This is a genomic window from Marichromatium purpuratum 984 (assembly GCF_000224005.2).
In the GTDB taxonomy this organism is placed as follows: Bacteria; Pseudomonadota; Gammaproteobacteria; order Chromatiales; family Chromatiaceae; genus Marichromatium; species Marichromatium purpuratum.
The window spans coordinates 2,677,212-2,694,904 of the sequence record NZ_CP007031.1 but is presented as its reverse complement, the minus strand read 5'-3'; the positions used below and the strand labels follow the sequence as shown (position 1 = coordinate 2,694,904).

Below are 17,693 nucleotides of genomic sequence, written 5' to 3'. Positions count from 1 at the left end.
CATCCTCGCCTCAGCGGGGATTCCCGGTCAATGCGGGGCTTCCCCCAGCGTTTCGGGCGGGCGCCGACCGGGCACCTGTCACTCCCCGGGGGCGGTGTGGGCGGTTTCCGTGCCGGGCGTGCCGGGATGGCCGATAATCAGCCCCTCTCGGAGGGTTTCAATGCAGCTTAACCCCTTTCCTGCCTCGGAGGGCAGTTCCCATGCGCTTGACCGACATTGACCAACTCTTCACCCCGAGTGCCGTGGCGGTGTTCGGTGCGAGCGACGAGGAGGGCTCGATCGGCGGAATGGTGTTCCGCAACCTGCTCGCGGGTGGCTTCAAGGGTCACTGTTATGCGATCAACCCCAAGTACGAGGAGGTCGCCGGTCAGCCCTGCTATCCGAGCCTGACGGCGCTCGACAAGCACATCGACCTGGCGGTGATCGCCATCCCCGCCGAGCGGGTGCCGGCGATCCTCGATCAGTGCGGCAGCTACGGGGCCAAGGCGGCGGTGGTGCACTCGGCCGGATTCGCCGAGCACGGCGAGCGTGGCGAGGTGCTCCAGGAGCGCATGGTCGAGGCGGCGCGGCGCAATCGTATCCGTGTGCTCGGGCCCAACTGTCTCGGGGTGATGCGTCCGCAGCACGGGCTCAACGCCAGTGTCGGCGAGGCACTGCCGCGCAGCGGCAACGTCGCCCTGGTGTCGCAGTCGGGGGCGATCTGTACCGCGATGATCGACTGGTCGGAACCGCGCAAGGTCGGTTTCTCGGCAGTGGTCTCGCTCGGCGCGGCGGCCGATGTCGACTTCGGCGACATCCTCGACTATCTCGCCCTCGACAACCAGACCCAGTGCATCCTGCTCTATGTCGAGGGGATTCGCAACGCGCGCCACTTCATCAGCGGGCTGCGCGCCGCGGCACGGCTCAAGCCGGTGGTGATCGTCAAGGCCGGGCGCCATCCGGCCGGCTCGCGCGCGATCAAGTCGCACACCGGTGGCTTCGTCGGCTCGGCGGAGGTGTTCCGCGCGGTCACCGACCGTGCCGGCGTGGTGCAGGTCGACGACCTCGATCAGCTGTTCGCCGCCGCCCAGGTGTTCGGCGCCCGCCGTCGGCTCGCCGGCGACCGCATCGCCATCATCACCAATGGCGGCGGCCCCGGTGTGCTCGCCGCCGATCGCACCGTTGAGCTGGGCCTGACCCTGGCGCAGTTGAGCGACTCCACCCGTCAGGTGCTCGAGCGGGTGTTGCCGGATTACTGGTCGCACGGCAACCCCATCGACATCATCGGCGATGCCAACCCGGAGCGTTATCGCGCCGCGCTCGACGCCTGTCTCGCCGACCCCGAGGTCGACGGCGTGCTCTGCATCCTCGCGCCGCTGGTGTTCGGCGACCCGGTGGCCACCGCCGAGGAGGTGATCGACGCGGCCAAGGGCAGTCGCAAGCCGGTGCTCGCCTGCTGGATGGGCGGGCAGTACGTGGCCGAGGCGCAGACCCTGCTCGCCGAGAACGGGGTGCCGCACTTCGACAACCCCGAGGTCGCCGCCTCGGCCTTCGCCTTCCTCGCCGTGCACCAGCGCAACCAGAAGCTGCTGATGCAGTCGCCGGCGCCGTTGGCCTTCGAGAACCCGCCCGACATCGAGGGGGCGCGACTGATCATTGAGGGGGTGATGGCCGAGGGGCGCAAGGTGCTCGGCACCGTCGAGGCCAAGGCGATCCTCTCGGCCTTCCGCATCCCCACCATGCAGGCGGTGATGGCGCGTACCCCCAACGAGGCGCTGATGGCCGCCGAGGCACTCGGCTTCCCGGTGGTGATGAAGGTCAACTCGCCCGATCTGGAGCACAAGTCCGCCGTCGATGGGGTCAAGCTCAACATCGCCGACGCCCAGTCGGTGCGCCGCACCTTCACCGAGATCGTCGAGCGTGCCCGACGGCTGCGCCCGGACGCCCGGCTCGAGGGGGTGACTGTCGAGCACATGGTCTCGAGCCGCGCCGCGCGCGAGCTGATGATCGAGGTCTTCCGCGACAAGATCTTCGGCCCGGTGATCTGCTTCGGCGCCGGCGGTACCAAGATCGAGGTGATCGAGGACCGCGCCCTGGGCCTGCCGCCGCTCAACGCCTTCATCATCCAGACGATGATCGACCACACCCGCATCGCGCGGCTGATGGGCAGCTTCCAGCACATGCCGCCGATGAACCGGGTGGCGCTGGCGAGGATCCTGCAGCGCGTCTCGGAGATGGTCTGCGAGCTGCCCGAGGTGATCGGTCTGCGCATCAACCCGCTGATCGGCAACGACAAGGAGGTGATCGCGGTCGACGCCTCGATCCATGTCGACTACCGCCCGCCGCAGCAGCGCATCTACGGGCACATGGCGATCTATCCCTATCCGAGCCACCTCATCGAGCGGGTACAGCTGCCCGACGGGCGCGATCTGGTGATCCGCCCGATCCGTCCGGAGGATGCCGAGATGGAGCAGGACTTCGTCCGCGGACTCTCCGAGCAGACCAAGTACTTCCGTTTCATGCAGGCGATCAAGGAGCTGACCCCGGAGATGCTGGTGCGCTTCACCCAGATCGACTACGACCGCGAGATCGCGCTGATCGGGGTGCTCGAGCACGAGGGCAAGGAGGTGCAGGTCGGGGTGGCGCGCTACATGACGCGCCCGGGCGGCGAGGCCTGCGAGTTCGCCATCGTGGTCTCCGACCAGTGGCGCAACATGGGCATCGGCGCGCGGCTGATGCGCTCGCTGATGCAGAACGCGCGCCGACGCGGCTTCCGGGTGATGGACGGCGAGGTGCTCTCGGCCAACAACCGCATGCTGGCGCTGGTCAAGTCGCTCGGCTTCCGCATCGTCAACGATCCCCAGGACATGTCGGTGAAGCTCGTCAGCAAGGTGCTCTGAGCCCTGCGGTGGCCTGCCAGAGTCCCGGATAAATCGCACTAATAACCTTTGGTAAGGTTATAATAGCGCGAGTAATTTTTGGAGGGATTCATGGCACAGGCTACCCGCCGTGGGCAATTGACACTGAGCGACTATGTCGAGCGCATCCTGCGCGAGGGGGCGATGTGGGCACTGATGTGCCTGGCGCTCTATCTGTTGCTCGCGTTGGCGACCTACTCACCCCAGGACCCCGGTTGGTCCTATGTCGGCGATGGTGAGCGGGTGAGCAACGCCGGTGGTCGCACCGGGGCCTGGTTCGCCGACGGCGCCCTCTATCTGTTCGGTTTCTTCGCCTACCTGATCCCGGTGCTGGTCGGCTGGAGCGCCTGGGTGGTGTTCCGTGGCCGTGGCGAGGCGGTGGTGCTGCGCCCCTGGGTGCTGTCGCTGCGCTGGATCGGTTTCTCGCTGACCCTGGTGGCCGGTTGCGGCATCGCCTCGATCCACTTCTCGACCCTCGGCGGGGTGCTGCAGAACGGCGCCGGCGGTGCGCTCGGCAGCAGCCTCAGCACGGCCATGCTCGGCGCCTTCAACGTTCCCGGGACCGACCTCTTGCTGGTCGGCACCCTGTTGATCGGACTCAGCCTGTTCTGGGGGATCTCCTGGGTGAAGCTGCTCGATGCCATCGGGGCCACGGCGCTGCAGGCGCTGCGCGCCGCGCGCGGTCTGCTCGAGGACTCGCGGGGGCGTCTGCAGCAGTTGCGCGAAGGTCCCGAGCTCAGTCCCGAGGGGCTGCCGCGCGCGCTCAACCTGATCGACCCCGATGAGTTCGCCGGCGACCCCGAGCCTGCGCCCGCCCCGCGCCCCGCGCCCCGCGCGAAGGCCCGGCGTCGCTCGCGCGCTCGCCCCAACGGGTTCCCGGAGGCGGTGCGCGCGACCATGACCGATCCACTGCCCGAACCCGAACCGGCGCCTCGTCCCGAACCAGCGTCGCCGCGCCGCCCGGTCGCGCCTGCTCCCGCTCCCGAGCCGAGTGCGGTGCCGCCCCGCGCTGCGCGACCCGCGCCGCCGCCAGCACCGGTCTCTGCGCCAGCGCCCGAATCCGAGCCGCCGGCCGAGGTGCCGATCGCGGTGCGCGACATCCCCGCCGAGGGCATGCGTCCGCCGCTCTCGCTGCTCGACGCGCCGGTCAAGAGCGGCCGCGGCTACAGTGCCGAGCAGCTCGAGGAGCTGTCGCGTCAGGTCGAGCTGCGCCTGGCCGATTTCGGCGTCGAGGCACGGGTCGAGGAGGTCTATCCCGGTCCCGTGGTCACCCTCTTCGAGATCGACCTCGCCCCCGGTACCAAGGTCAGCAAGATCACCGGCCTGGCCAAGGACCTGGCCCGCGCGCTGTCGACGATCAGCGTGCGCGTGGTCGAAGTGATCCCGGGCAAGTCGCTGATCGGCATCGAGATTCCCAACGAGCAGCGCGAGATCGTGTTCCTGCGCCAGACGCTCGGCTCGGACGCCTATCAGGAGGCGCGCTCGGCGCTTACCCTGGGGCTGGGCACCAACATCGCCGGCCAGCCGGTGGTCGCCGATCTGGCGCGCATGCCCCATGCGCTGATCGCCGGCACCACCGGCTCGGGCAAATCGGTGGCGATCAACGCGATGATCCTCAGCCTGCTCTACAAGGCCGACCCCAAGGACGTGCGGTTGATCATGGTCGACCCGAAGATGCTGGAACTGTCGGTCTACGAGGGCATCCCGCACCTGCTCACCCCGGTGGTCACCGACATGAAGGAGGCGGCCAACGCGCTGCGCTGGTGCGTCGGCGAGATGGAGCGACGCTACCGGCTGATGGCCAAGCTCGGGGTGCGCAACATTGCCGGCTACAACAAGCGCATCGCCGAGGCCGAGGCCGCCGGCACGCCGATCGCCGATCCGCTCCACGACCCCGCGCTCGGCGCCGCACCGGCGCTCGAGCACCTGCCCTATATCGTGGTCATCATCGACGAGCTGGCCGACATGATGATGGTGGTCGGCAAGAAGGTCGAGGAGCTGATCGCGCGCCTGGCGCAGAAGGCGCGCGCATCGGGCATCCATCTGCTGCTGGCCACCCAGCGCCCCTCGGTCGACGTGCTCACCGGGCTGATCAAGGCCAACATCCCCACCCGCATGGCCTTCCAGGTGTCCTCGCGGATCGACTCGCGCACCATCCTCGATCAGCAGGGCGCCGAACAGCTGCTCGGGCACGGCGACATGCTCTATCTGCCGCCCGGCGGCAACCTCCCCAATCGCGTGCACGGCGCCTTCGTCGACGATCACGAGGTGCACGCGGTGGTGGAACATCTCAAGCAGTTCGGTGGTCCGGACTATATCGACGACGTGTTGCGCGAGCCGACCGAGTCGCTGCCGGGGATCGACCCCGAGCCGCGCGGTGGCGACACCGAGGACACCGACCCGCTGTTCGACGAGGCGGTGCAGATCGTCGTCGAGACCCGTCGCGCCTCGATCTCCGGGGTGCAGCGCCGGCTCAAGATCGGCTACAACCGCGCCGCGCGCCTGATCGAGGAGATGGAGCGCATCGGCATCGTCAGCCCGGCCGAGACCAACGGCAACCGCGAGGTCCTGGTCCCGCCGCCACAGGAGGAGTGATCGCGTGATTCGAGCGACCCTGTCCGCCCGCGCCCTCGGCGCCGTCCTGCTCGCCTTGCTGTTGCCCGTCGCGGCGTTCGCCGGGGAAGGCGCGCAGCGTCTCGAGCGCTATCTCGCCGGTCTCGACAGCCTGCGCGCGGACTTCGTGCAGTACACCTTCAATGCCGCGCGCACCCAGATGACCGAATCGCACGGACGCTTCTATCTGCAGCGCCCGGGTCGCTTTCGCTGGGAATACGACGACCCGGTGGCGCAGGTGATCATCGCCGACGGCAAGCGCGTCTATGTCCACGACCTGGAGCTGGAGCAGGTCACCCACCAGAGCCAGGAGCGGGCGCTGCGCGGCACCCCGGCGCTGCTGCTCGCCAGCGGCGCGCCGATCACCGAGCACTTCGCCGTCACCGAGCTGCCGAGCACGGATGGGCGCGACTGGGTGGCGCTGCGTCCGCTCGACGCCGACGCCGAGGTCGAGCGTATCGAGCTCGGTTTCGGCAGCGATGGCCTCGAGAGCCTGATCATGGAGGACGGCTTCGGTCAGAACACCCGGCTCGACTTCAGCGCGGCGACCCGCAACCTCGCGCTCGAACCCGACCTGTTCGAGATCGATCGCAGCGCGGTCGACGACTTCCTCTCCTTCGACTGAGCCATGCCCGCGACCCGCGACAACCCCCAGACCCCACTGGCCGAGCGCCTGCGCCCGGCCTCTCTCGAGGATTTCCGCGGGCAGTCGCACCTGCTCGGTCCCGACAAGCCGCTACGGCGTGCGCTCGAGTCCGGGCGCGCGCACTCGATGATCCTCTGGGGACCGCCCGGCACCGGCAAGACCACCCTGGCGCGGCTGATCGCCGCGCGCGCCGAGGCCGAGCTGATCACCCTCTCTGCGGTGCTCGCCGGGGTCAAGGAGATCCGCGAGGCGGTGGCCCGCGCCCAGGCGCGGCTGGCCGCTGACGGGGCCGCCAGCCTGCTGTTCATCGACGAGGTGCACCGCTTCAACAAGGCCCAGCAGGACGCCTTCCTGCCGCACGTCGAGGACGGCACCCTGACCTTCATCGGCGCCACCACCGAGAACCCCTCGTTCGCGCTCAACAACGCGCTGCTCTCGCGCGCCCGGGTCTATGTGCTGCAATCACTCGACGCCGACGACCTGGTCGCAGTGCTCGAACGCGCACTGCATGACCCGCGCGGCGGGCTGGCTGCGCGTGGGCTCGCGCTCGCCCCCGAGGCGGCGCGGCTGATCGCCGAAGGCGCCGACGGCGATGCGCGCAGCGCGCTCAACCTGCTGGAGCTGGCGGCCGCGGCGGTCGACGAGGGGGCGGTGATCGGGCGCGACACGGTGGCGGCGGTGGCCAGCGCCTCGCTGCGCCGTTTCGATCGCGGCGGCGACGACTTCTACGACCAGATCTCGGCGCTGCACAAGTCGGTGCGCGGTTCGGCGCCGGATGCCGCGCTCTACTGGTTGGCGCGGATGCTCGATGGCGGCTGCGACCCGCTCTATCTGGCGCGCCGGTTGGTGCGTATCGCCAGCGAGGACATCGGCAACGCCGACCCGCGCGCGCTCGACCTGGCGCTCAACGCCTGGGAGGCGCAGGCACGGCTCGGCTCGCCCGAGGGCGAGCTGGCGCTGGCGCAGGCGACCGTCTATCTCGCCTGCGCGGCCAAGAGCAACGCCGTCTACACCGCCTGGAAGGCCGCCCAGGCCGATGCCCGCGCCTCGGGCTCGCTGGGGGTGCCGCTGCATCTGCGCAATGCGCCGACGCGGCTGATGAAGGAACTCGGTCACGGTCGGCGCTATCGCTATGCCCACGACGAGCCCGAGGGCTATGCCGCCGACGAGCGCTACTTCCCCGAGGAGCTGGGCGAGCGGCGCTATTACGCGCCGGTCGATCGTGGGTTGGAGATCCGCATTCGCGAGAAGCTCGAACGCCTCGCCGCGCTCGACCGCGCCGCGCGCGCGCGTCACGGCGGGCGCGGCTGAGCCGGGCGCTCAGTCGGCGAGGGTGCCGAGGCGCTGGCCGAGACGCACCGTCTGTCCCGGGGCGAGCCCGGTCTCCCAGTCGAGGCGCCCGCGCGGCAGCAGCACCACCACGGTCGAGCCGAGGTTGAAGCGGCCCATCTCGGCGCCGCGCGCGAGTTCGACCGGCGCGGCCTCGCGATAGTCCAGACGGTTGGGCGGGCCGAGCCGGTGCGGCGGCGTCACCACCCCGGACCACACCGTCTCGATGCCACCGACGAAGATCGCCCCCACCAGCACCTGCGCCAGCTCGCCGGCGGTGGTCTCGAAGCGGGTCACCAGACGCTCGTTGCGGGCGAACAGCCCCGGCACCCGGTTGGCGGTGGCGGCGTTGACGCTGAACAGTGCGCCCGGGACATGGGTCATCTCCAGCAGGCGCCCGGTCAGCGGCATGTGGATGCGGTGATAGTCGCGCGGCGAGAGATAGATGGTGACGAAGTGTCCGCCCTCGAACGGGTGCGGCGCGCCGGGGTCGAGCCCGAGCAGGGTGTCGACGGCGTAGTCCTGGCCCTTGGCCTGGATCAGCCGTCCGTCCTCGATGCGTCCGATCTGGCTGATCGCGCCATCGACCGGGCAGAGCAGGGCACGCGGGTCGGGGTCGAGCGGTCGCGCCTCGGCGCGCAGCGCGCGGGTGAAGAAGGCGTTGAAGTGGGGATAGGCGTCGAGGTCGGGCTCGGCGGCCTGCTGCATGTCGATGTCGTACTGGCGGGCGAAGCCGTGGATCAGCAGGCGCCTCAGCGGGCGCCAGCGCAACCGTGAGAGACGGTGCATCAGCTCCGAGAGCAGACGCTGTGGCAGCAGGTACTGCAGGGCGACGAACAGCCGTTCGCCCCAGTCGGATCGGGTCATGGGGTCTCCGCGAGCAACGCCGGCGCGGCGGCGTGAAGCGCCGCCAGGTCGGCGGCCAGGATGGCACCGGCGGCGGTGCCGGGGAGGATCGCCAGCAGCCGCGCACGCGGCGCGAACACCAGGATCGGGGCCGATCCGGCGTCCGTGTCGTCGCCCAGCGCGGCGAGCGGCGCGCGCGCCTCGGGTGGGCCCGAGACGATGTCGAGCGCCGGCGAGAGGCGGCTGAAGTCGCGCGCCCGGGCGCGGTCGGCGCCGCCGTCGACCAGCACCAGGCGCAGCGCTCCGGCGATCTCGGGGCGGTCGGCGAGCCGGTTGCGGGTCTCGATCAGGCGCTGCAGCGCGCGCTGACCGGAGGCGTCGGCGAGCGAGCCGAAGGCGAGCAGGGTCCAGTCGGCGCCGAGCCGGGCGCGGTCGAAGGGACGCCCGAGGGCGTCCTCCAGGGCAAACTCGGGGGCCGCCAGCGGTGGGCGCAGCAGCACCCCGCTGATCGTCGGCGGCTCGGCATGACGGCGCTGGTACTGGTTCCCCCACTGGTAGCCGAGCACCAGTATCGCCATGGCGAGCAGCATCAGGATCAGGCGTGCCGCCAGCGGGCGGCGATTGGCGAGCAGCACCGCGATTCCCTCCTCAGTCCGTCCCCAGCACCGCGCGCGCGGCGGCGAGCGCCGCGCCGGTGTCGGTCTGGTGGCCGAGCGCGCCGAGTTCGGTGCCGAGCGCGCCGAGACAGAGCAGGATGTTCTCGGGCCGGCTGCTGTAGCCCATCAGCCCGATGCGCCACACCTTGCCGGCGAGGCTGCCGAGCCCGGCGCCGAGTTCGAGGTTGTAGCGCGCGAGCAGCCGGGTGCGGACCTCGGCCTCGTCGATCCCGGCCGGTACCGCCACGGCGTTGAGCTGTGGCAGGCGCTCGGCCTCGGGCACGATCAGCTCCAGCCCCAGGGCCTCGAGCCCGGCGCGCAGCGCCTGGTGGTGATGGGCGTGCCGCGCCCAGGCCTGCTCGATGCCCTCCTCGGCGAGCATCACCAGCGACTCGTGCAGGGCGTAGAGAGCGTTGACCGGGGCGGTGTGGTGATAGCTGCGCTTCTGCTCGCCGCTCCAGTAGCCCATGATCAGGTTGAGGTCGAGGAACCAGCTGTTGACCTTGGTGGTGCGGGCGCGGACCTTGTCGAGCGCGCGCTCGCTGAAGGTCACCGGGGCTAGCCCCGGGGTGCAGCTGAGACACTTCTGCGAGCCCGAGTAGACCGCGTCGAGCCCCCAGGCGTCGACCTCCAGCGGGCTGCCGCCGAGCGAGGTGACCGCGTCGCAGATGGTCAGGCAGTCGTGACGGCGCGCGATCTCGGCCAGCGCCTGGGCGTCGGAGCAGGCGCCGGTGCTGGTCTCGGCATGGACGAAGGCGAGGATGCGCGCCTCGGGATGGGCGGCGAGGGTGCGCTCGACCTGTTCGGGGTCGACGGCGCGTCCCCAGGTGCCCTCGACCATCACCGCGGTGGCGCCGGCGCGCTCGACGTTCTCCTTCATCCGTGAGCCGAACACCCCGTTGATGCATACCACCACGGTATCGCCCGGCTCGACCAGGTTGACGAAGCAGATCTCCATCCCCGCCGATCCGGGGGCCGAGACCGGCATGGTCAGCGCGTTGTCGGTGCGGAAGGCGCCGCGCAGCAGGGTCTTGAGTTCGTCCATCATGGCGACGAAGGCCGGGTCGAGATGACCGATGGTGGGACGGGCGAGGGCGGCGAGCACGCGCGGGTGGACATCGGCCGGTCCCGGCCCCATCAAGGTGCGTGCGGGGGGATTGAAGGAGTGAATCATGGTCTGCGTTCCGGTGTCGTTCGTTTTGATGGCGAGCGCCGGGGCGCGGGCGATGGATCTGCCGCGACTGGTCGCTGTCGGGAGCTTTCGGAGTATACGGGGCGTCCCCAGGGCGCTCAAGACGGCCCGGCGCGCCCGCTCGCACCGTGCAGTGGCGGCAGCAATTCGGAGATGAACGATGAGCAACGAAATCGAACTGAGCGACGAGGAATGGCGCGCACGCCTGACCCCGGAGCAGTATCAGGTGTGCCGTGAGCAGGGTACCGAACGCGCCTTCACCGGCGCCTATCACGACTACAAGGGACCGGGGCTGTTCCGCTGCGTGTGCTGTGGCGAGCCGCTGTTCGACGCCGCGGCCAAGTTCGACTCCGGCACCGGCTGGCCGAGCTTCCACAGCCCGCACGCCCCGGGGACGGTGGCGCGCGCCGCCGACCACAGTCACGGCATGGAACGCACCGAGGTCCACTGCCGGCGCTGCGGTGCCCACCTCGGTCACGTCTTCCCCGACGGCCCGGCCCCCACCGGCGAGCGCTACTGCATCAACTCCGTGGCCCTCGACCTGGACACCGGGGAAGGGTAGCGGTCAGCCATCGGTCCCCAGCCGCCAGCCGCCAGCCGCCAGCCGGGGATTGAACCGCGAAGGCGCGAAGGGCGCAAAGGGAGGAAGAGCCTCCAGCGATTAGCCGCCAGTTGCCAGTGGCTGCCTGCCCTCAAGTGCTGGCACCGAGAGCGTGCGTGACGGCTGATGGCAAGCAGTGCTGTCGTCGAGGGCGCACTCCCACTGGCTGCTGGAGACTGGTCGCTTACAACTTGAGCCCCTTTGCGCCCTTCGCGCCTTCGCGGTTCAATCCCCTGGTAGCTGGTAGCTGGTAGCTGGTAGCTGGTAGCTGGTAGCTGGTAGCTGGTAGCTGGTAGCTGGTAGCTGGTAGCTGGTGTCCCGCGCGCCTTTGCGGTTCAATCCCCCGAGCGCTGCGCGGGCCTCGGTCGCGCCGGCGCCGATCGTGTCCCTGCTATCGAGTCGAACCCTTGGATATCGCCCTGCTCAAGACCTTCATCGAGGTCGCCCGCCATCGTCACTTCGGTCGCGCCGCCAGTGCGCTCTGTGTCAGTCAATCGGCGGTGAGCGCGCGGGTGAAGTTGCTCGAGTCGGTGCTCGGGGTGGTGTTGTTCGAACGCCGACGCGGCGATATCCGCCTCACCGAGCCGGGGCAGCGACTGCTGCAGCACGCCGAGCGCATCGTGCGCAGCTGGGCGCGCGCGCGCGCCGAACTCGTCGGCGAGCAGCGTCACGCCCTCGCGCTCGGCTGCATCCCGGATCTGTGGTCGCTCGGGGTGCGCGAGCGGATTGCCGTGCTGCGCCGGACGTTACCCTGGGTGGAACTGCGCCTGGAGCTGCTGTCGGCGGCAACGTTGTTGCAGCGTCTGGCCGATGGCACCCTGGATCTCGCGCTGCTCGGCGAGCCGGTCGAGTCGCGCTGCTGTCCGAGCGAGCCGCTGGCGCGCATCGAGCTGGTGCTGGCCAGCAGCGACCCCGATATCGGACTCGAGCGCGCGCTCGGCGAGAGCTATATCCTGGTCGACTGGGGGACGCGCTTCCTCACCATGCACGCCGAGCGTCTGGCCGTCGACATGGCCTGCCGGATGCGAGTCGATCAGGGGCGAGCGGCGCTCGATCTGCTGCGCGAGATCGGGGGTTCGGCTTATCTGCCGCAGCCGTGGGTCGAGTCGGCCGCGCGCGAGGGTTGGCTGACGGCGGTGGCCGCCGCCCCCAGCTTTTCGTTGCATCCGCATCTGGCGGTCCGCGATGGTGTGATCGATCGCGACCCGGTCGAGACCGCGGTGGCGTTGTTGCGCGAAACCGGAGAGACGCCTCCCGCCGAGGCGTTGCCGGAGTGGCCGGCGAGCGTCCGGGACGCATCGTCGGGATCCTGAACCCTACCCCCGCCCGGGGCCATGGACCTGAAATGATGCATCGTCCTTCCGAATCCGCGCCGCTGTTGCTGGGCTGGCGCGAGTGGCTGGGGTTGCCCGAACTCGGGTTGCCGCTGATCAAGGCAAAGATCGATACCGGCGCGCGCACCTCGGCGCTGCACGCCTTCTATGTCGATCCCTTCAGCCGGGGCGGTAACCGCTATGTGCGCTTCGGTGTCCATCCGCTGAAGCAGTGCGCCGATCTGCTGATCCATGCCGAGGCCGAGGTGATCGACCGGCGGCGGGTGAGCGACTCGGGTGGACATCGCGAGGAGCGTTATGTCATCCAGACCCCGCTGCGGATTGCGGGACGGGAGTGGCCGATCGAACTCACCCTGACCAACCGTGAGTCGATGCTGTTTCGCATGTTGCTCGGGCGTACCGCGATGGTCGCGGGCGCGGCCCGCGTCGATCCGGCCGGCTCCTTCCTGACCGGACGGATCGAGGATGCCGAGGCGCGCTATCGTGGCGGCTGAGTCGCGCCGCCGCTTGGCGGTGGGCGACTGGGCGGGCAGTGACGGGAGTGATAACTTGCCTGTCATGGGCGCTCGTCGCTCCTGAGGTTCCGACGCCAGCCCCTGTCCATCGGCATCCAGGAGATGCGAGACCTTGGCGAGCAACGCACTGCGCAACTTCTTCGTGCTTTATCTCGGTGCCTTGGTGCTGATCGGTGCCGGGGTCGCCTTCTTCGTCGATGCCCAAGTTCGTCATGCCCACGCGGTGAAGGCCGTTGCCGATCGCGCGATGGTCACGCGCGCCGCGCAGATGGTCCGTCAGCATCTGCACGATGCGATCAACGACGTCGAGTACCTGATCCGCCTGCCGGCGTTGCGTGATGCGGTGACGGGGCGGCGCGCCGATGCCATGCCCCGGCTGGCGCGACAGTTCTCCCTTTACATGATCGCTCATCCCAAATTCGATCAGCTGCGCTGGATCGGCAACGATGGTCGCGAGCGGATGCGGGTCGACTGGATCGACGGGCAGCCTCGGGCGATCGCCGCAGCGCGGCTGCAGGACAAGTCGGGGCGTCCCTATTTCCAGGTCGCCAGCGCGCTCCCCTCGGGGGGGATCCATGTCTCGCGGCTGGATCTCAATATCGAGCACGGCATCATCGAGCGACCGCTCAAGCCGGTCTATCGGGTGGCGATGCCGGTGTTCAGCGACACCGGCGAGCGGCGCGGCATCCTGATCGCCAACTATCTCGGCGCGCCGCTGCTCGCCGCCGTGGTGGCCGCAGTCGGTGAGGACGGCGCGCGGTTGATGCTGATCGATCAGGACGGCGCCTGGCTGCGCAGCCCGGATCCGGTCGATGAGTGGGGCTTTGCGCTCGGGACGCAGATCAGCCTGGGGGCGCGCTATCCCGATGTCTGGGCTGCGGTCGAGACATCGCCGCGTGGCCAGCGTCGGGACAAGAGCGGTCTGTGGACCTGGGAGACACTGGTGCCGTTGCGGGAGGTGACGCGCAACCTGCGGACGGGGGCCGTGGTGGTGGGGCCACGGGATCACCGCTGGACGGTTCTGGTGCGCCTCGAGCCCCAGCGCCTGGCGGCGATGTATGGTCGCATCATCACCTCGGTGGCGGGCGTCAGCGTGGCGATGGCGCTGGTGGCGGCGCTGTTGTGTGTGCTGATCACTCGTTCGCAGTTTCGTATCGAACGCCTCAACCAGGCGCTCGAGCAACGTGCCGAGGCGGCCGAGACGGCGACACGGGCCAAGGCCGATTTCCTCGCCAACATGAGTCATGAAATCCGCACCCCGATGAATGCCATCCTCGGGTTCAGCTATCTGCTCGGCAAGATGACCCTGCCCGATCGCGCCGGCGTGCTGGTCGGGCGTATCCAGACGGCGGGGCGCGCCCTGCAGGGGATCATCGACGACATCCTCAACTTCTCGCGCATCGAGGCCGGTGCGGTGGAGATCGTCGACCATCCCTTCGATCTGGCCGAGCTGCTCGGCCAGATCCGCGATCTGATGGCGCTCGAGGCCGCGGAGAAGCGTCTGACCCTGCGGCTGCTGCCGGTCCCGGAGGGGTGCGAGCGACTGCGTGGAGACCCGCTGCGGATCGAGCAGGTGCTGGTCAACCTGATCGGCAACGCGATCAAGTTCACTGAGCACGGCGAGGTGACGGTAGCCGTGGAACGGCTGCGCGAGGTCGAGGCGAGACAGGTGTGGTTGCGCTTCTCGGTGACCGATACCGGCATCGGTATCGCGCCGGCCCAGCAGCGCGATATCTTCTCGCCCTTTACCCAGGCCGATGTCTCCTCCACCCGACGCTTCGGTGGTACCGGGCTGGGGTTGGCGATCTGTCAGCGGCTGGTCGAGGAGATGGGGGGGCGCATCGGGGTCGAGAGTACGCCGGGGCGGGGGAGTCGCTTCTGGTTCACCCTGGGACTTGCGGTGCCCGCCGCTCAGGAGGTCGTTGACGACCTCTCCGGGGCAGATGAAGGGAGACGCGAGACGCAGAGCCTCGTCGGGCTGCGGGTGATGGTGGTCGATGACAGCGAGATCAATCGCGATCTGGCCCAGACCATTCTCGCCGACGTCGGAGCCGAGGTGGTGCAGGCCGGCAACGGACGCGAGGCGGTCGACTGGCTCGACGCCCATCCCGACGGTGTCGACCTGGTGTTGATGGACATCCAGATGCCGGTCCTCGACGGCTATGAGGCGACGCGACAGATCCGCGCCAACCCGGCGCTCGAGCGGATCCCGGTGGTGGCGGTCAGCGCCGGGGTGCTCGAGAGCGAGCGTCAGGCGGCGCTCGATGCCGGCATGTGCGCCTTCGTCGGCAAGCCGTTCGATGTCGACGAGGTGGTGGCGCTGATCGCGCAGCTGACCAGGCGCCAGACCGCCGCGCGGGCGGGATGCCGCCAACCCGAGCGCGCGCCATGTTACCCCGGTCTGGATGTCGAGCGTGGGCTGACGCTGTGGCGTGATGGCAAGCGCTATCGGCGCTATCTGCGCCAGTTCGTGCGCGATCACGGTGAGGATGCCAGCTTGCTCGGTGCCGCCGATATCCAGACGGGCGAGCGCCTGACCCACAAGCTCAAGGGGACCGCCGGCAATCTCGGGCTGAGCGATGTGGCCGACGCGGCCATGGCACTCAACCAGCTCCAGCGCCAGGGGCGGGATGACACCGAGGAGGCGCGCGCGCGTCTGCAGCGGGCGCTCGATCAGGCCTTTGCCAGCATCAAGCGCTTTGCCCCGGAGGATGCCGAGAGGCCATCCCCGACCACGAGCGCCGCGGGCGTCGACCGCGAGCGACTGCGGGCGCTGCTCGGCGAGCTGCTCGCGGCCCTCGACAGCGACAGCCCGGCGGCGATCAAGCCGCTGCTCACCGATCTCGAAGAGCTGCTCGGGGCCTCGTCGGTGGAGACGCTGCGCGAGGCGGTCGAGCACTTCGACTTCCGTGGCGGCGAGACGGCGGTGCGCCGACTCGCCGAGACGCTTGAGGTGACGCTCTGAGCCGGCGGGCTCAGGCGGTGGCCTTGTCGTCGTTCTCGGGGGCGTCGCCGTCATCCCTGGCAAGCGCGGCCAGGGTGAGCGCGCCGAGCACCTCCTCGCGGCTCTGTTCGAGACGTGTCTCGAGGGTGTCGAGCGCCGCCTCGGGTGGTCGCGCCCGATAGCCGTCCTCCTCTTCCTCGAAGCCGCGGATGCGCGCCAGCAGCCAGGCGATGGTGATGCGCTCAGGGTCCTGCGCGGGGACGTAGCCGGGCGGCTCGGTGGCGGTGGCGAGCACCACCTCGCGTGATTCGAGCAGCCGCAGCGGTTGCTCGAGCGCGCCCTCCGCCACCCCCAGCGCTGCGGCCAACTGGATCTGGCTCGGTGCGCTCTGGCCACAGTGATGGGCGCGAGCGATCCGCGTGGCCAGCTGCAGGGTTAGGCGCTCGCGCAGCCGGTTGCTCAGCCGTGGCTCGCGGGTGCGGCCATCGAGATAGTGCGGGTGCTGGTGGTAGAAGGCGATGCTCGCGCCGACCAGCAGGATCAGCCAGGCGACATAGATCCAGATCATCAGCAGGATGAGGATCGCCAAGCTGGAGTAGATCGCGGTGTAGCGGGTGGAGCCGCCGATGAAGGTCGAGAACAGCGCCCCGGCCCCCTCCCACAGCAGCCCCGCGGCCAGCGCCCCGACCAGCGCCGAGACGATGCGCACCCGGGCGTTGGGCACGAACATGTAGAAAAAGGCGAAAGTCAGCGAGATCAGCAAGTAGGGCGCGAGTATGCGCGCCAGTTCGAGCAGCACCCCGAACGGGGCGACCTCCATCAGCGAGCGCACATAGACGTTGTCGCCGAGCGAGGCCGAGAGTCCGAGCGCGGAGAAGAACAGCACCGGCCCGACCAGCAGCACGCTCATGTACTGGGTGAAGCGCTGGGCGAAGGGTCGCGGTCGCTCGACCCGCCAGGCATAGTTGAACGCCTGCTCGATCTTCTGGATCAGTGAGATCACGGTATAGAGCAGCAGCGCCAGACCGACCGATCCCAACACCCCGACCTGCATCCGATCGACGAACTCGATCAGCCGGGTATTGATCTCCTGGCCCGACTCGCCGAGCGGCGCCAGGGCGTTCTGCAGCAGGGGTTCGAGCTGGTTGTGGACGCCGAAGCCCTTGAGCACCGAGAAGCTCACCGCCAGCAGCGGCACCAGCGAGAGCAGGGTGGTGTAGACCAGCCCCATGGCGTGGAGCCTGAGGTTGCCCTCGGTGAGATCGCGCGCGAGGGCGTGGACCAGCCGCGCCAGGCCGATCAGCGGTCGCTGCCAGCGTGGATGCGTACCGCGCTCGCTCCACAGTATCTGCTCCAGTCGTGTGACGAAGACGGTCTTGGCCTGCATGATGGCTGCCCCGATGATCGTTGTCTCGGCCCGGTTCGTTGTCGGGCGCGAGATGCTATCCTTGTCGCCCACGGCGGGATCCGGCACGTCGCCGACGTGTCTCCCGGGCCCCGATCCTACCCGTCCGGGCGACCGATGCAAGGCGGCAGCGACGGTCCGTCAGCGCCGCCGTCCCCTGGTTTCCTGATGCGGAGTCCCCGAGCCATGACTGTCCTGTTCCGTGCGCCTGTGCTGCTGTTGCTGTCGTTGATCCTGGTCGGACCGCTCCGGGCTGATGTCCTGGACGCCCTGCCCGAGCCGCTGCCGGCGCCGGAATTCGGCCTCGACACCCCCGCTGGCGAGACGCTGCGACTGGCCGACTATCGTGGCCGGGTGGTGATCCTCAACTTCTGGGCGACCTGGTGCCCGCCCTGTCGTGCCGAGATGCCCTCGATGCAACGCGCCTACGAGGCATTGGCCGGCGACGGGGTGGAGATCCTCGCCATCAACGTCGACGAGGACGCCGCCACCGTTGCCGATTTCGGCGCGCGTCTCGGGCTCGGTTTCCCGCTGCTGGTCGATCCCGGCTCGACGGTGACCCTCGACTACGGGGTGCGCGGGCTGCCCACCTCCTATGTCATCGATCCCGAGGGGCGGGTGGCGCTCGAACTGCTCGGCGACCTCGCCTGGGACGCCCCCGAGGTGCTCGAACAGGTCCGTGCGCTGACCTCGCCCTGATCCCGTCCCGATCTCC

General features: G+C 69.4%; 13 protein-coding genes. 9 read left to right on the top strand and 4 right to left on the bottom strand.

The features are described 5' to 3' along the window. The first annotated feature begins 200 nt into the window (after positions 1 to 200). From MARPU_RS11715 to MARPU_RS11700, 4 genes are all read left to right on the top strand, one after another. The gene (locus tag MARPU_RS11715) at positions 201 to 2,879 is read left to right on the top strand and encodes a bifunctional acetate--CoA ligase family protein/GNAT family N-acetyltransferase (RefSeq protein ID WP_005223540.1); all 2,679 of its coding nucleotides are present in this window, start codon (positions 201 to 203) and stop codon (positions 2,877 to 2,879) included. Positions 2,880 to 2,969: 90 nt separating this feature from the next. Beyond that, positions 2,970 to 5,492: a DNA translocase FtsK gene (locus MARPU_RS11710; RefSeq protein ID WP_005223542.1), complete on the top strand. Its 2,523-nt coding sequence runs from the start codon at positions 2,970 to 2,972 to the stop codon at positions 5,490 to 5,492. A 4-nt stretch (positions 5,493 to 5,496) separates the two neighbouring features. Then, positions 5,497 to 6,135: an outer membrane lipoprotein chaperone LolA gene (gene lolA, locus MARPU_RS11705; RefSeq protein WP_005223544.1), complete on the top strand. Its 639-nt coding sequence runs from the start codon at positions 5,497 to 5,499 to the stop codon at positions 6,133 to 6,135. Positions 6,136 to 6,138: 3 nt separating this feature from the next. Beyond that, positions 6,139 to 7,467 (top strand): replication-associated recombination protein A, encoded by a 1,329-nt coding sequence (locus tag MARPU_RS11700; RefSeq protein ID WP_005223546.1) that lies wholly within the window; start codon positions 6,139 to 6,141, stop codon positions 7,465 to 7,467. Positions 7,468 to 7,476: 9 nt separating this feature from the next. On the opposite strand, the gene asd is transcribed toward MARPU_RS11700, so the two are convergent. Genes asd through MARPU_RS11685 form a run of 3 tightly spaced genes read right to left on the bottom strand, consistent with a single transcriptional unit; the run spans position 7,477 to position 10,161 of the window. Next, positions 7,477 to 8,352 (bottom strand): archaetidylserine decarboxylase, encoded by an 876-nt coding sequence (asd, locus tag MARPU_RS11695; RefSeq protein ID WP_005223548.1) that lies wholly within the window; start codon positions 8,350 to 8,352, stop codon positions 7,477 to 7,479. Continuing rightward, entirely contained in the window at positions 8,349 to 8,966 is a 618-nt protein-coding gene (locus tag MARPU_RS11690; protein ID WP_005223550.1) for a hypothetical protein, read from the bottom strand. Before MARPU_RS11690 ends, asd begins: the two co-directional genes overlap by 4 nt. A 13-nt stretch (positions 8,967 to 8,979) precedes the next feature. Further along, a complete protein-coding gene (locus tag MARPU_RS11685) occupies positions 8,980 to 10,161 on the bottom strand; it encodes a pyridoxal-phosphate-dependent aminotransferase family protein (protein ID WP_005223552.1) in 1,182 nt (393 codons plus the stop codon). Between the two features lie 178 nt (positions 10,162 to 10,339). Between MARPU_RS11685 and msrB the strand changes: the two genes are divergently transcribed. The 4 genes from msrB to MARPU_RS16785 all read left to right on the top strand — a co-directional run bounded on the left by msrB (position 10,340) and on the right by MARPU_RS16785 (position 15,594). Continuing rightward, entirely contained in the window at positions 10,340 to 10,741 is a 402-nt protein-coding gene (gene msrB / locus MARPU_RS11680; protein WP_005223554.1) for a peptide-methionine (R)-S-oxide reductase MsrB, read from the top strand. Between the two features lie 446 nt (positions 10,742 to 11,187). Beyond that, a complete protein-coding gene (locus MARPU_RS11675; RefSeq protein ID WP_005223555.1) occupies positions 11,188 to 12,093 on the top strand; it encodes a LysR family transcriptional regulator in 906 nt (301 codons plus the stop codon). A gap of 32 nt (positions 12,094 to 12,125) precedes the next feature. Continuing rightward, positions 12,126 to 12,608, top strand: coding sequence for an ATP-dependent zinc protease family protein (locus MARPU_RS11670; RefSeq protein ID WP_005223556.1), 483 nt, complete (start codon positions 12,126 to 12,128; stop codon positions 12,606 to 12,608). A gap of 133 nt (positions 12,609 to 12,741) precedes the next feature. Beyond that, positions 12,742 to 15,594 (top strand): hybrid sensor histidine kinase/response regulator, encoded by a 2,853-nt coding sequence (locus MARPU_RS16785; protein ID WP_005223557.1) that lies wholly within the window; start codon positions 12,742 to 12,744, stop codon positions 15,592 to 15,594. A gap of 10 nt (positions 15,595 to 15,604) precedes the next feature. Here MARPU_RS16785 and MARPU_RS11660 read toward each other — a convergent pair whose 3' ends face one another. After that, positions 15,605 to 16,960: a YihY/virulence factor BrkB family protein gene (locus tag MARPU_RS11660; RefSeq protein ID WP_005223558.1), complete on the bottom strand. Its 1,356-nt coding sequence runs from the start codon at positions 16,958 to 16,960 to the stop codon at positions 15,605 to 15,607. Between the two features lie 204 nt (positions 16,961 to 17,164). Here MARPU_RS11660 and MARPU_RS11655 point away from each other — a divergent pair, with 204 nt between their 5' ends. After that, positions 17,165 to 17,677, top strand: coding sequence for a peroxiredoxin family protein (locus MARPU_RS11655; protein WP_005223561.1), 513 nt, complete (start codon positions 17,165 to 17,167; stop codon positions 17,675 to 17,677). The last annotated feature ends 16 nt before the right edge of the window (positions 17,678 to 17,693 follow it).

Bases quoted from the DNA above. Each gene is read 5' to 3' on its own strand.
- MARPU_RS11715 (WP_005223540.1), top strand. From the start codon at position 201: ATGCGCTTGACCGACATTGACCAACTCTTCACCCCGAGTGCCGTGGCG.
- MARPU_RS11710 (WP_005223542.1), top strand. From the start codon at position 2,970: ATGGCACAGGCTACCCGCCGTGGGCAATTGACACTGAGCGACTATGTC.
- MARPU_RS11700 (WP_005223546.1), top strand. From the start codon at position 6,139: ATGCCCGCGACCCGCGACAACCCCCAGACCCCACTGGCCGAGCGCCTG.
- asd (WP_005223548.1), bottom strand. From the start codon at position 8,352: ATGACCCGATCCGACTGGGGCGAACGGCTGTTCGTCGCCCTGCAGTAC.
- MARPU_RS11685 (WP_005223552.1), bottom strand. From the start codon at position 10,161: ATGATTCACTCCTTCAATCCCCCCGCACGCACCTTGATGGGGCCGGGA.
- msrB (WP_005223554.1), top strand. From the start codon at position 10,340: ATGAGCAACGAAATCGAACTGAGCGACGAGGAATGGCGCGCACGCCTG.
- MARPU_RS11670 (WP_005223556.1), top strand. From the start codon at position 12,126: ATGATGCATCGTCCTTCCGAATCCGCGCCGCTGTTGCTGGGCTGGCGC.
- MARPU_RS11660 (WP_005223558.1), bottom strand. From the start codon at position 16,960: ATGCAGGCCAAGACCGTCTTCGTCACACGACTGGAGCAGATACTGTGG.
- MARPU_RS11655 (WP_005223561.1), top strand. From the start codon at position 17,165: ATGACTGTCCTGTTCCGTGCGCCTGTGCTGCTGTTGCTGTCGTTGATC.